This window comes from Mesorhizobium sp. WSM4836 (assembly GCF_055811815.1).
Window position 1 is genome coordinate 164647 of sequence record NZ_JBVVQF010000007.1, and the last position, 13398, is coordinate 178044.

At 62.7% G+C, this 13398-nt stretch carries 16 protein-coding genes; 1 reads left to right on the plus strand and 15 read right to left on the minus strand.

Features of this window, described 5'->3' with window-relative positions:
* Positions 1 to 93 precede the first annotated feature (93 nt).
* Complete coding sequence (locus tag AC0L2P_RS11540; RefSeq protein WP_473501324.1) at positions 94 to 594, minus strand: DUF2165 family protein; 501 nt, start codon at positions 592 to 594, stop codon at positions 94 to 96.
* 78 nt (positions 595 to 672) lie between these two features.
* Here AC0L2P_RS11540 and AC0L2P_RS11545 point away from each other — a divergent pair, with 78 nt between their 5' ends.
* The gene (locus AC0L2P_RS11545) at positions 673 to 906 is read left to right on the plus strand and encodes a hypothetical protein (protein ID WP_473501325.1); all 234 of its coding nucleotides are present in this window, start codon (positions 673 to 675) and stop codon (positions 904 to 906) included.
* 26 nt (positions 907 to 932) lie between these two features.
* On the opposite strand, the gene AC0L2P_RS11550 is transcribed toward AC0L2P_RS11545, so the two are convergent.
* The 14 genes from AC0L2P_RS11550 to AC0L2P_RS11615 all read right to left on the minus strand — a co-directional run bounded on the left by AC0L2P_RS11550 (position 933) and on the right by AC0L2P_RS11615 (position 13316).
* Entirely contained in the window at positions 933 to 1682 is a 750-nt protein-coding gene (locus AC0L2P_RS11550) for an ABC transporter permease (protein WP_473501326.1), read from the minus strand.
* Entirely contained in the window at positions 1679 to 2617 is a 939-nt protein-coding gene (locus tag AC0L2P_RS11555) for an ABC transporter ATP-binding protein (RefSeq protein ID WP_473501327.1), read from the minus strand. The genes AC0L2P_RS11550 and AC0L2P_RS11555 overlap by 4 nt, the downstream gene beginning before the upstream one ends.
* Positions 2614 to 3789, minus strand: a complete 1176-nt coding sequence (locus AC0L2P_RS11560) for an ABC transporter permease (RefSeq protein ID WP_473501328.1) — start codon at positions 3787 to 3789, stop codon at positions 2614 to 2616. The genes AC0L2P_RS11555 and AC0L2P_RS11560 overlap by 4 nt, the downstream gene beginning before the upstream one ends.
* Before the next feature lie 43 nt (positions 3790 to 3832).
* A complete protein-coding gene (gene osmF / locus AC0L2P_RS11565) occupies positions 3833 to 4744 on the minus strand; it encodes a glycine betaine ABC transporter substrate-binding protein OsmF (RefSeq protein ID WP_473501329.1) in 912 nt (303 codons plus the stop codon).
* Between the two features lie 159 nt (positions 4745 to 4903).
* Complete coding sequence (locus AC0L2P_RS11570; RefSeq protein ID WP_473501330.1) at positions 4904 to 6121, minus strand: MFS transporter; 1218 nt, start codon at positions 6119 to 6121, stop codon at positions 4904 to 4906.
* Positions 6118 to 6618, minus strand: a complete 501-nt coding sequence (nusB, locus tag AC0L2P_RS11575) for a transcription antitermination factor NusB (RefSeq protein ID WP_352456584.1) — start codon at positions 6616 to 6618, stop codon at positions 6118 to 6120. Before nusB ends, AC0L2P_RS11570 begins: the two co-directional genes overlap by 4 nt.
* On the minus strand, positions 6615 to 7109 hold the full coding sequence (ribH, locus tag AC0L2P_RS11580) for a 6,7-dimethyl-8-ribityllumazine synthase (RefSeq protein ID WP_473501331.1): 495 nt from the start codon (positions 7107 to 7109) through the stop codon (positions 6615 to 6617). The genes nusB and ribH overlap by 4 nt, the downstream gene beginning before the upstream one ends.
* A 26-nt stretch (positions 7110 to 7135) precedes the next feature.
* Positions 7136 to 7360, minus strand: a complete 225-nt coding sequence (locus tag AC0L2P_RS11585) for a hypothetical protein (protein ID WP_473501332.1) — start codon at positions 7358 to 7360, stop codon at positions 7136 to 7138.
* Positions 7357 to 7974 (minus strand): riboflavin synthase, encoded by a 618-nt coding sequence (locus tag AC0L2P_RS11590; RefSeq protein ID WP_473501333.1) that lies wholly within the window; start codon positions 7972 to 7974, stop codon positions 7357 to 7359. Before AC0L2P_RS11590 ends, AC0L2P_RS11585 begins: the two co-directional genes overlap by 4 nt.
* Before the next feature lie 30 nt (positions 7975 to 8004).
* Positions 8005 to 9135, minus strand: a complete 1131-nt coding sequence (ribD, locus tag AC0L2P_RS11595; protein ID WP_473501334.1) for a bifunctional diaminohydroxyphosphoribosylaminopyrimidine deaminase/5-amino-6-(5-phosphoribosylamino)uracil reductase RibD — start codon at positions 9133 to 9135, stop codon at positions 8005 to 8007.
* Between the two features lie 2 nt (positions 9136 to 9137).
* Positions 9138 to 9647 (minus strand): transcriptional regulator NrdR, encoded by a 510-nt coding sequence (gene nrdR / locus AC0L2P_RS11600; RefSeq protein WP_473501335.1) that lies wholly within the window; start codon positions 9645 to 9647, stop codon positions 9138 to 9140.
* Between the two features lie 153 nt (positions 9648 to 9800).
* A complete protein-coding gene (locus AC0L2P_RS11605; RefSeq protein ID WP_473501336.1) occupies positions 9801 to 10382 on the minus strand; it encodes a hypothetical protein in 582 nt (193 codons plus the stop codon).
* A gap of 73 nt (positions 10383 to 10455) precedes the next feature.
* A complete protein-coding gene (gene glyA / locus AC0L2P_RS11610; RefSeq protein WP_473501337.1) occupies positions 10456 to 11769 on the minus strand; it encodes a serine hydroxymethyltransferase in 1314 nt (437 codons plus the stop codon).
* A gap of 293 nt (positions 11770 to 12062) precedes the next feature.
* A complete protein-coding gene (locus AC0L2P_RS11615) occupies positions 12063 to 13316 on the minus strand; it encodes a L,D-transpeptidase family protein (protein ID WP_473501338.1) in 1254 nt (417 codons plus the stop codon).
* Between the last annotated feature and the right edge of the window lie 82 nt (positions 13317 to 13398).

A 13398-nucleotide genomic window follows, 5' to 3' on the forward strand; every position in this document is an offset into this window, starting at 1 on the left:
AAAAGATCCCGGGTTTCGTCCAAAAGGGCCGAACGGCAGTGCGCCGGCCGACGCTGCCGTCTGGTTGGATCGATCGAAATCGGCGAACGACCGTCAGGCTTTGCGTGGATCGCCATCTGGCTGGATGACGAAGACCAGCACCACCAGCATGGTCATGTAGAATTTGAACGCCGCCTCCTGACCATTCCATGTCGAAGACTGCCACATGGCGAACCACTCGCCGCCAACGACCATGAAGCCGAAATACCAAACGAGGAAACCCATGCTGGCGGCAATGATGGCGAACTTCTTGGCGTCGTTGAAAGCCTGTCCGCTGGCGTTGCGCGCTTGCCAGAGTTGCCAAGCGGCGATCAGGTAGAGCAGGCAGGTCAGCGCCTCGCCAATAATGATCAGCCAGTAGCCTGCCATCCACAAAGCCGGGCTGGTGATCGAGCGGTACATCAGCGCATTGCCGGGAAAGGTCGTGTCCATGCTCAGCACATGCTGGACAAACGCGAAGTTTGAGCCGTAATCGGTGATGTTGCCGAAGGCGACGAGGAAGGCGAAAGCCGCTAGACACAAACACATCACGATCTTGGAGAAACGCGCGGTCATGGCAAGAACTCCTGCTGAAGGTCGGGGCATCGCACTTATCAATCGTCGAGTCCCGAAGAACGCGCAACGGGTGGGCTAGTGATCATCGTGCTCACAGCCATTGCGAGACACTATGTCGGCAAGCAAGACATTGCCGACACTGTCGAAGCCCTCGATCTCGACAGTGATTGCGCGGTGGGCGACTTGGTCTCTGTGGTTAGAGCCGGCACACAGCATGACTTCGCCATCATCCGCCGCCGCTGGATCGCCAGCGAGACGGGCACAAGGCTGGAACTGACGCTCGATCATCCGGTGCGTTCGACCGGCCACTGAAAAAGAGCGAACTTCGCCCCGAGACGCTACCCCACCTCGCGCCCCATGCGCCGGCCCGTGTAGCGCTCGATCGCCGACAGCCCATCATAGATCAGCACGGCAAGGGCGGCGACGATCAGGCCGCCCTGCAGGATGAAGGCGAGGTTGTTCGACAGCAGGCCGGCGATGATCACCTCGCCCAGTGTCCTCGCCGCGACCGTCGAGCCGATGGTCGCGGTGGCAAGGCTGATCACCACCGACAACCGGATACCGCCTAGAATGATCGGCGCGCTGAGCGGCAGCTCGACCTTGACCAGCCTTTGCCAGCCGGTCATGCCGGCGCCACGCGCCGCCTCGACGACGTTGGCCGGCAGCGTCGTCAGGCCGGTCAGCGCATTCTCGAAGATCGGCAGCAGGCCATAGAGAAACAGCGCAATCAGCGTCGGCTTCTCGCCGAAGCCGACCGCCGGCACGGCAAGCGCCAGCACCGCCACCGGTGGAAAGGTCTGGCCTATATTGACCAGACTGCGCGACAGCGGCAGGAATTCGGCGCCGGCTGGCCTGGTGACCAGAATGGCGAGTGCGACTGCAACGATTGTCGCGGCAACCGTTGCGATCAGCACGGTCCGCAGATGCAGCAGCGTTAGCGTCAACAGGCTACCCTGATTGTAGATTACTGGCGCATTGTTCTCTGTCAGCGGCTTCAGCAGCGGTTCGAACCAGCCGGGATTGGTGACGAAGGCAATAAGCACCACCACCAGGGCAAGCCTGAGCAGCGAGGGAAGCCAGGCCTTCATGCCGGCCTCGCCGCGCGCTTAACCAGCCCGTCCACGGTGACGCGGCCAAGCTGCTTGCCGTCGGTATCTTTCACCGGCAGCGCCGGCCGGCCCGACCACAGGAGTTCTGCGAGCGCGTCGCGCTGGCTGGCATCACCGGGGATCGCCTCGCCTTCTGCGGTGCCTTTTTCCACCGCGTCGCGAACCCGGCCAAGCGACAACAGCCGGAACGGTTTTTCGCTGGCACCTACCAGGGTTTCGACGAACGCGCTGGCCGGTTTTGCCAGTATCTCGGCCGGCCGGGCATATTGCACCACTTTGCCGCCATCCATCACTGCGATCTTATGGCCCATGTGAACAGCCTCTTCCATGTCATGGGTGACAAGGATGATGGTGGTGCCGAAGCGCTTCTGGATCGCCAGCAGGTCCTCCTGCGCCTTGTTGCGAATGATCGGATCGAGCGCGCCGAACGGCTCATCCATCAACAGCACGTTGGGTTCCGCGGCAAGCGCTCGGGCGACGCCGACGCGCTGCTGCTGGCCGCCGGAAAGCTCATGCGGATAGCGTGGCCCGTAGGCACCGGGGTCGAGTTGATAGAGCGTCATCAGCTCATCGACGCGAGCCTTGATGCGCTTGGCATCCCAGCCAAGCAATACCGGCACAGTGGCGATGTTCTGCGCCACCGTGCGATGCGGAAACAGGCCATGGCCCTGGATGGCATAGCCGATGCTGCGACGCAGCTCGTAATCCGGCACCGAGCGGTTGTCTACGCCGTCGAGCTTGATCACGCCCGACGTCGGCTCGACCAGCCGGTTGATCATGCGAAGCAGCGTCGTCTTGCCGGAGCCGGAGGTGCCGACGATGACGGCGATGCTGCGCGGCTCGATTACTATCGAAACGTCGTCGACAACTGTCGTTTCGCCGTAGCGCTTGGTGATGCCTTCGATCTCGATCATGCCGTTTCAACCCTGCGCTTGCTGGCGGTCATTTCGATCAACGCATCGAGGATGATAGCGGCGGCGAAGGCCAGCGCCACCGTGGGCACGGCGCCAAGCAGCACCAGGTCCATAGCCGTCTGGCCGACGCCCTGGAATACGAACACGCCGAAACCGCCGCCGCCGATCAGCGCGGCAATGGTGGCGAGACCGATATTCTGCACCAGCACGATGCGAATGCCGGTGAGGATCACCGGGAAGGCCAGCGGAAACTCGACGCCGAACAGCCGCTGGCGGTCGGTCATGCCCATGCCGCGCGCCGCGTCGTTGGCGGCACGCGGCACACCGGCAAGGCCGACCACGGTGTTGGCCACAACCGGCAGCAGCGAATACAGGAACAGGGCGACGAAAGCCGGCGCTGTGCCGATGCCGCGAATGCCGAGCGCGGCAGCACCCGGTACATGCGAAGCGACCCAGCCGAGCGGTGCGATCAAGAGGCCGAACAGCGCGATCGAAGGAATGGTCTGGATAATGTTCAGTACGTTGAGCACGGCGGCCCGCAATTTCTCGACGCGATGGCAGAGGATGCCGAGCGGCAAGCCGATAATCAACGCTGCCGCCAGCGAACCCAACGCCAGCGTCACGTGCTTGGAGCCTTCCGCCCAAAAACTATCGGCGCGATTGAAATATTCCTTGAGGATCGACAGGCTGTTCCAGCTCCCCGAGACCAGCAGCAGGCCGATCGCCGCTGCGGCGACAACAAGCACGCCGACCCGTGCCTGCGGCGACAGGTTCAGCCTTGTAAGCACGTCGGCGAGCAGAAGCGTGAAGGCGAAGATAAGCAGCCAGAAGCCAGAAGCCGGCGAGATACGGGCGAAGGTGTTGCCGGCGGGCGTCAGGAAGCTGCCGGCAATGCCGATCAGCAGCGTCAGCGCCGCAAGTGCAACCACACTGGCGGCGAGGCGCAGAGCAAGCGGCGTTTTCAGCAATGCAATGAGCGCCGCTGCGACAACAATCGCCATCAATAGCGCACCGAGCGCCGCAGGCAAAGATTCGAGGATCGAGCGCGCCTCGCCGGGTACGATGCGATTGGCGCGGAAGGTGGCGAATGGCGCTACAAAAGCCGCATACGCAGATATCGCCGCGATGACCACGCCGAGCTTGTCGAACCGGATGCGCACGCCCTCCCCCATCGGCCGATCCGGGGCACCTCGAAAGCGGAGCGCCGGAATCGCCTTACCTCAGGAAGCCGTTCTTTTTCAAAAAATCCTCAGCGACGCCCTTGACCGGTTCGCCGCCAACCTGCACGCGGCCATTCAACTCCTGCAGCGTGACGAGATCGAGCTTGGCGAAGACCGGCTTCAGCAGCATCTCGATTTCGGGATGCTCCTTCAGCACCGCCTCGCGGATGATCGGCGCCGGCTGATAGACCGGCTGCACACCCTTGTCGTCTTCAAGCACGACGAGGCCGGAAGGCGCGATGCCGCCGTCGGTGCCATAGACCATGGCAGCGTTGGCGCCGTTAGTCTGGTTGGCCGCAGCGGCAATGGTCGCCGCCGTGTCGCCGCCCGACAGCGTGATCAACTGGTGCGGCTTAAGCGTGAAGTCATAGGTCTTCTGGAAAGCGGGCAGCGCGGCCGCCGAATTGACGAACTCGGCGGAGGCCGCCAGCACCACCTTGCCGCCGCCCGAGACATATTTGCCGAAGTCGGAAAGGGTGACGAGCTTGTTGGTATCGGCGACTTCCTTGCGCAGGGCGATCGCCCAAGTGTTGTTGGCCGGTGACGGGGATAGCCAGACGATCTTGTTGGCGTCGTAGTCGAGCTTCTTGGCAGTCTCGTACGCCTTGGTGGCATTCTTCCACACCGGATCGTCGGCCTTCTCGAAGAAGAAGGCGGCGTTGCCGGTGTATTCCGGATAGATGTCGATCTCGCCGGCTGCAATCGCCTTGCGCACCACAGGCGTGCCGCCGAGCTGGATGCGATCGGTGGTCGGGATATTATTGGCGTTCAGCACCAGCTGGATGATGTTGCCGAGCACCCCGCCCTCGGTGTCGATCTTCGACGACACCACCACCTGGGCGCTTGCCGAGGCTGCCGTGATGCCGAGCGCCAGTACAGCGCCGGCCAGAATCTTGATTGAAAACATCTCACAAATCCCTTGCTGTGAACCGGAATACGGCTGCCGCATATGAGCATGGCTTCGATGCCCCGTCGGGGTACACGGTTTCATAACAAGGGGGATGGGCGCAATAATTTTGTTCGAACGCGAGTGACTCCACTGTTGCCTCGTCCCGACAGCGTGACGTCAGTTGGCCGTACGCAAGCCCGTCATCTTCAACACGCCCAGTGCCACGAAGCACAGCGCAACGACCGGGAAAATCATCCAGTTCAGCATCTCCCAGCCCCAGGCATTGTAGACCGCGCCCGACATCAGCGAGGCGAAGGCGACGGAGCCGAACAGGACGAAATCGTGGAACCCCTGGACCTTGCCTTTTTCGGATGGCTGGTAGCTGTCGGCCACCATGGCGGTGGCACCGATGAAGCTGAAGTTCCAGCCAAGGCCGAGCAGGATCAGCGTCGTCCAGAACTGCCACAGTGCCAACCCCGACAGCGCGACAATACCGCAGCCAATGAGCAGCACCAGGCCGATGGCCACGATCCGTTCCGCGCCGAAACGATGGATCAGCGACCCCGTGAAGAAGCTCGGCGCGAACATAGCCATCACATGCCAGGAAATGCCAAGCGTGGCGTCGTCGGTCGACAGGCCGCAGCCGACCATGGCCAGCGGCGCGCCGGTCATCACGAAGCTCATCAGCGCGTAGCTGCCGATGGCGCAAAACAACGCCGCGACGAAGCGTGGCCTGGCGACGATTTCTGAGAGCGGCCGGGCGTCGGTGTCGGCGATTTCCACCTTCTCGGTTGCCTTGGCTGGGATGCGGAGCAAAGAGAGAATGGCGGCGCCGACCGCCGCCAGCACCAGGATTGACGCAAACGAGCCGGCAAACTTCACCGGCGAGAACAGATCGCCGGTGAAGATGACGATCTGCGGCCCGAGTATGGCGGTGACGATGCCGCCGGCCAGCACGAAGGAGATGGCGCGCGCCTTGAATTCAGGCGGCGCATTGTCGGCGGCGGCAAAGCGGAACTGCTGGACGAAGGCGCCGCCGATCCCGATCACGGCTAAGCCGAAAGCGAACAGCCAGAAGCTGGCATGAAACAGCGCCAACGTGGCGATCAGGCCGCCAAGTGCTGTCACCGCCGTGCCGGTCATGAAACCGTCGCGCTGGCCGAGCCGGCGGATGATCGCCGCGGCCGGCAGGGAACCGAGCGCCACGCCGACATTGAAACCGGTGATCGGCGCGGTTGCCAGCGACTTGTCGGCATCGAGCAGGTACTGCCCGGCCAATCCGCCCATGGAAATGGCGATGGGTGCGGCCGAGCCGATGATCGCCTGCGAGGCTGCGAGGATGAAGGCGGTGCGACGCGCTTCCTTGCCGGCTTCGACAGCGACGACAGCAGTCATGAGGCGTCCTTGCCGCGGCCCTCGCCACGCACCCGGCGCGACACGCGATCAAGTACCGCATTGACCAGTTTCGGCTCGTCTTCTTCGTAAAATGCCTTGGCGATGTCGACATATTCGGACACGATGACCGCCACCGGTACGTCCTCGCGCTGCATCAGCTCGTAGACGCCAGCGCGCAATATGGCGCGCAACGTCGAATCGAGCCTCGACAGTGGCCAGTCCTCGGTCAGCGCCTGTCGGATGATCGGATCGATGGTCTTCTGGTGCTCGACGACGCCGGCAAGAATGGCGCGAAACCATTGCGCATCGGCTTCGCGATAGAGCGCGCCGTCGACTTCCTTGCCGAGCCTGAACGCCTCGTATTCAGCGGTGATCTCAAAAACGCCGCTGCCGGCGACGTCCATCTGGTAGAGCGCCTGCACGGCGGCCAGACGGGCAGCACCGCGCTTGTTGGCGTGACGAACCGCAGGCTGGCCGGGCGAAGCGGGTTCGCTCACGTTCGCTCTCCCATTTGCTGCTTGAGCGCAATCATGGTCAGCGCCGCACGCGCCGCAAAGCCGCCCTTGTCGCCTTCCGAACGCCTGGCCCGTGTCCAGGCCTGTTCGTCGTTTTCGGTGGTCAAGATGCCGTTGCCGATGCAGACCGCATCGTGCACGGACAGGTCCATCAGGGCACGGCTGGATTCATTGGCGACGATATCGAAATGATAGGTGTCGCCGCGGATCACCGTGCCGAGGGCGACGAAACCGTCATAGTTGGTCCCGCCTTCGGAGGCACCGTCGAGCGCGAAGGAAATCACCGCCGGGATTTCGAGCGAGCCCGGAACGGTGACGACATCATATGTCGCGCCCGCTTCCTCGAGCGCGCTGGTCGCGCCTTCGAGCAACGCGTCGGCAAGGTCGTCGTGAAAGCGCGCCTCGATAACAAGAAGGTGAGCCTTCTTCTTCGGACGGATGAACGCTTTGCCGTGTTGGGATGTACCTGCCATAGATGTCTCCGGGGATCGCCGGTGACTTAGGCCGAAGCCGGTTTGATCGCAAGCGGAAGATTGCCGTGACTAAGGTCTGCGGAACCATCTTCTCCCGGGCGCGGCAGCTGAAGCGGATAACTGGTATCAAGGCTCGAGGCCCAGGCCTGTACGAACCGGTGATCAAGCGCACGGCCGGCGTCCACATCGGCCAATGCTTCGCGCGTCAGGCGTTCTTCCTGTTTGGAAGTTCGCCCGGCCTTGTCCGTCAAAGTCCCTCCTTCGCCGCCTCCACCAGTCGCGCCGCGTAGCGGGCCATGGTGTCGATCTCGAGATTGACGCGGTTCCCAACCTGGCGTTCGCCCCAGGTGGTGACGGTCAGCGAATGGTGGATCAATAGCACGTCGAAGCGGGTGCCTTCGACCTTGTTGACGGTGAGCGAAGTGCCGTCGAGTGCGACGGAACCTTTGGGGGCGATGAATTTGGCAAGCTCGCGCGGCGCTTCCAGGGTAAAGCGCACGGCGTCACCCTCTTCCTTGCGAACCACGATCTCGGCCATGCCGTCGACGTGGCCTGACACGATATGGCCGCCAAGCTCGTCGCCGATCTTTAGAGCGCGCTCCAGATTGATGCGCGTGCCGGGTTTCCAGCCCATCGCGGTCGTCAGCCTGAGCGCCTCTTCCCAGGCCTCGACCTCGAACCAGCGTGCGTTGGCGCCGTCTTCCGGCAATCCCGTCACCGTCAGGCAGACGCCGCCGCAGGCAATCGAGGCGCCGATGGCAATGGTCTGCGGATCGTAGGCTGTGTCGATACGCAAACCGACGCCTTCCCTGAGCGGCTTCACGGCAGCTATGGTGCCGACATCGGTGACGATTCCAGTGAACATTAGTTTGACCCCGTGAACATCAGTTCGGTCCTAGATGTCTCTTATCCATTCCGCATATGTGTCTTCGCCGAAACGCATGTTGCGCAATTTGCGAAATGCCGGCGGTATATTGTTGGCATCGATCGGCGATGCAATGCCGCCCTCGCCGATCGCATCCGGCCCCTGAAACAGCACGATGCGATCGACCAGTTGTTCGTCGAGGAACGCCTTGGCCACCCTGGCGCCGCCCTCGACCAAGACGCTGGCCATACCGAGCGCCGCCAGATCCTCAAGCAGTTCCGGCAACGCAATATCGCCTTCATAGGTCTCAGTGCCGATGAAGCGAACGCCGGCGCGTTCGAGTGCGGCGCGCCGGTGCGGATCGGCTTCGGCGCAGGCGGCGATATGGAGCGGCACACGGTCGACACCTGCGACCAGTTTCGAAGTCTCGGGTAGCCTGATCTGTCGGTCGAGCACGATGCGCGCCGGCGAACGGCTTTCCAGTCCCGGAAGCCGAACCGTCAGCGCCGGATCATCCTCCAATGCCGTGCCGATGCCGATCAATATGCCATCGGCTTCGGCGCGCATCAGATAGACTTCGCGGCGGGCGATGTCGCCGGTGATGGAGACCTGCCCCTCGCCTCTCACGCCGATCTTGTTGTCGCTCGAAAGCGCAAGCTTCAGGATCACTTCCGGGCGTTTTTTCAGAGATCGAATCAAATAGCCGGCCATCTGCTCCGCGGCCTCGGCCACCAGCACTTTTTCCACCACCTCGACGCCAGCGGCACGCAAGATTGCATAGCCCCTGCCGGAAACACGCGGGTCCGGATCGCTGGCAGCGCCGACCACACGCGCCACGCCGGCACTGACCAGCGCATTGGCGCAAGGCGGCGTGCGGCCGTGATGGGCGCAGGGTTCGAGAGTAACGTAAGCGGTGGCGCCGCGCGCCAGTTCCCCGGCCTCCGCCAAAGCCTCGGTCTCGGCATGCGGCCGGCCGCCGACGGCGGTGACGCCGCTGCCCACGATCATCGGCGCGTTGCCGTCGTCGCGTACGATCAGCGTGCCGACAGAAGGATTGGTCGAGGTCCGGCCGGCATTCTTGCGCGACAGCCTGAGGGCTGCCGCCATATAACGGCGATCGAGGACCTCTTGCTCCGCCCTGCTGCGCTCTGACCCAGCCATGCTCAGCCGGCGTCCTCTTCGCTCTTCAGCTCTTCGCCCCCAGGTTCCTCAGTTTTGAGCTCGTCGCCTTTGAGCTCGCCCAACACGTCGTGAAAATCCTTGGCCTCGCGGAAATTGCGGTAGACGGAGGCAAAGCGCACATAGGCGACATCATCGAGCGACTTAAGCGCCTCCATGACCAGCCGGCCGACTTCGCCAGAAGCCACTTCGGTCTCGCCCGAGCTTTCGAGCTGGCGCACGATGCCGGTCACCGCGCGGTCGATGCGCTCGGGATCGACATTGCGCTTGCGTACCGCGATCTCGACCGAACGCAGCAGCTTGTCGCGGTCGAACGGTACCTTGCGTCCAGACTTCTTCACCACGACGAGATCGCGCAATTGGACGCGCTCGAAAGTGGTGAAGCGGCCGCCGCAATCTGGGCAGACGCGCCGTCTGCGGATCGCTGCACCGTCTTCGGCTGGGCGCGAATCCTTCACCTGCGTATCTTCGGACTGACAGTAGGGACAGCGCATGGAGAGCCTTCGGTTCGCGATTCTCGTGGAGCGAAAGGCTTAGAGGTTTTTGCCACGATGGCAAAGCATGGCCGATGACCGATCGCGCCTCAGAGATAGCGAGGCACGAAGAAAATTGCGAGAGCGGCAATCAGTTAGACGGCAATACGCCGATCAGGGAGCGACGTCGCCGGTCGGGAAGCCGCAGGATGTGCCGAGATAGCGATAGGCCTTGGTGAAGCCGTCCATCGATATGGTCGCGACCGGCTTGTCGGCGAAGCTGACATCGAGGGCGCTGGTACGGCGCATGGCACGCAGTATGGCAAGCGTGGTCTCGGGCTTGTTGTCCATCATCCACTGTCCGTCGGCGATAAGATGAATACCAGCCTTGATCTTGTCGTTGACGTCGCGGAACACCGCCGGGATGTTGTCACCCTTGGGCAAGTCACTGTTTCTCACGGCGATGATGAGGCTCGGATAGCCGCCGGGCGGCAGTACGTCGCCGTTCGAGATGGCCAGCGTAAGGGTGCCGCTGGTGCCGTTAGCGTCGAAAAAGACCGTCGAGGCGGCGCAGGTCTTGCGCACATCCTCGCCGGTGTTGACCTCGTCCACCGTGGTGGACCACCTGCCGAAGGTCTCTGTCTTGGGTGCTGCCGGCGTCGGCTCGGTCTGCGCCAAGGCCGCGCCGAGAAGCTGCGAGGTGGCTAAGGTGAGCAAGGCAGCGCCAACACTGGCGAAACGGAAAAATCGCGTCATCGTCAAGCGTCTCCGAGATGCAGCCGTGCCCAGTTGATCGGCGCCGTCACAGTTGGGGGAACGACACCCTGCGTCAACCTAGATATGGGTAAAGCGGAAAACGATCCGTCAATGCCGCCACCTTGGCCTTCACGGTTGCCTCGACGGCCGCATTGCCTTCGTCGGAATTGGCGACCTTCAGTCCATCTAGCACTTCGGCGATCAGTTTGCCGATCTCGCGGAACTCGGACTGGCCGAAGCCGCGCGTGGTGCCGGCCGGCGTGCCGAGCCGAACGCCCGAGGTCACGAAAGGCTTTTCCGGGTCGAAGGGGATGCCGTTCTTGTTGCAGGTGATGTTGGCGCGGCCAAGGGCAGCCTCGGCGCGCTTGCCGGTGGCGTTCTTGGCGCGCAGGTCGACCAGCATCAGATGGTTGTCGGTGCCGCCGGAGACGATGTCGAGACCGGTTTCCTGCAGACTGGAGGCCAGCGCCTTGGCATTGGCGACGACGCTCTCCGCATAGATCTTGAAGCTCGGGTTCAGCGCCTCGCCTAAAGCCACTGCCTTGGCGGCGATGACATGTATCAGCGGCCCGCCCTGCAGGCCCGGAAACACCGCCGAGTTCATCTTCTTGGCGATGTCCTCGTCATTGCAAAGGATCATGCCGCCGCGTGGCCCGCGCAGCGATTTGTGCGTCGTGGTGGTGACCACATGCGCGTGCGGCAGCGGCGAAGGATGCATGCCGCCGGCGACCAGGCCGGCGATGTGAGCCATGTCGACCATCAGATAGGCCCCGATCGAATCGGCGATCTCGCGAAAGCGCTTCCAGTCCCAGATGCGTGAATAGGCGGTGCCGCCAGCCAGGATCAGCTTCGGCCTGGTCTCATAGGCGGTCTTCTCGATCGCGTCCATGTCAAGCAGATGATCTTCCCGGCGCACGCCATAGGAGACAACCTTGAACCATTTGCCGCTCATATTGACCGGCGAGCCATGCGTCAGATGTCCGCCGGAATTGAGATCCAGGCCCATGAAGGTATCGCCGGGCTGCAGCAACGCCAGGAACACCGCCTGGTTCATCTGGCTGCCGGAGTTCGGCTGGACGTTGGCGAAATTGCAGCCGAACAGCTTTTTCGCACGTTCGATGGCCAGTTCCTCGGCAACATCGACGAATTGGCAGCCGCCATAGTAGCGCTTACCCGGATAGCCCTCGGCATATTTGTTGGTCATGATCGACCCTTGCGCCTCGAGCACGGCACGCGAGACGATGTTTTCCGAGGCAATCAGCTCGATCTCGTGGCGCTGGCGGCCGAGTTCGTTGCGGATGGCGCCGAAAATCTCGGGGTCGGCATCGGCAAGCGTGGTTTCGAAAAAAGATTCGAATTTGTTCGACACTGCCGCTGCTGTTGCCATGGGCTGAAATCCTCAAGGTTCGGGGTCTGTCGCGCCATTAACACAGTTGCTTTCGGGCCGCCACGTTTGCAGCGCGAAATTTGCTGGCCGGATTGCGGCAGCTCTCTGAAAGCACATTATTTCCTCGGCTGCCGGCCAGCAGCAGGGCTTCGCGTGATCTCCTGAACAGCGCCGCATGATTTGCATATGATCCGTGGCGAACTGATTTTCGGAATCATGCGCAAAGCTCGGAGCGCGACGGCGACAATAAAAGGCCGCCCTTGCGGCGGCCTTTTGCAAATGAGCTCAGCTGCTTAGAGCGCGGATGTGATCTGCAGCTCGTTGGCTCCGTCGAGGCCGTAAATGTCGTCGCGGAACTGCACGACGCCGGGCCCCGTCGACCAGGCCGAGATGTAGAGGAAATAAACCGGCACCGGATTGGTGACCTGCACGGGGACGTTCTCGCCACTCTTGATCGCGGCCTCGAAGTGCTGGCGGTTCCAGCCCGGCGTATCGCGAAGAATCCAGGTGACGAGATCGCGCACGTTCTGGACGCGCACGCAGCCAGAGGAATCGAAGCGCATCATCTTGCCGAACAGGCTCTGCTGCGGCGTGTCGTGCATGTAGACGCCGTCAGGGCTGGGGAAATTGATCTTGACCGAGGCCATCGCGTTGCCAGCACCCGGATCCTGGCGGAAGCGGTACTTTTCGGCGTCGTCGGTCGACCAGTCGACGGTCAGCGGATCAACCTCGCTGCCGTCCGGCGCGAACAGGCGGATGTGGCTATCCTTGAGGTAGTTGGGGTCCTTCCGCATGAGCGGAATGATGTCTTTGCGCACGATCGAGACCGGCGCGTTCCAGTAGGGATTGACGATGATCTCGTTGATCTTGGAATTGACGATCGGCGTCTGCCGGTCGATCTTGCCGACGATGGCGGTATGGCGCAGCACGACGCGATCGTTCTCGACCGCCTCGATCTGGGCGCCCGGGATGTCGACCAGCACGTAGCGGTCCCCAAGCGTGCCGGCGCGCTCGCGCAGCCGCTGGAGATTGGTCTGCAACTGGCCGAGACGAATTGGCGCCGAAACATTCATCGCCGCATAAGAATATTGGCCCAGCGTCCCGTCGGCAGGCAGCCCATGGCGCGCCTGGAAGCGCTTGACCGCGGAGTCGACGTAGGAGTCGAAGGCTGTCGAAATGCCGGCGCTCTGCGCCAGATCGCCCGCAATCATCAGGCGCTTGCGCAGCGGGACCACGTCGGGATCGTCAACGCCGAGCTGCAATTTCTTGGTATCGGGAACCGGCTCCCAGCCGCCCTGGGCAACGATGTTCTGGTATTGCGCGACCGCCTGCTCGGTGAACGAAACGGTCTGCAGGCTGAAGATCGGCAGCGTCGAGGCCACCTTGCCGCCCTGGCTGGGGCGGGCATCAAACTGGTCGTCCCAGTTGCCGCGGGCCGAGGATTTCAGGATGTCCCCGATCACATCCTGCGCACTGGCGCGGCCGGCGACCATCGCCGCTGCGAGCGCGGAGGCGCCTGAAAGGAAGAAACGGCGGCTGGTTCTCATGGACGTTCCAGACATTCTTGCTACGATTCAACCTACCGGGCGGTCTCGCCCGCACTCTAGAGTTGGCTTCTTAACAATTAGC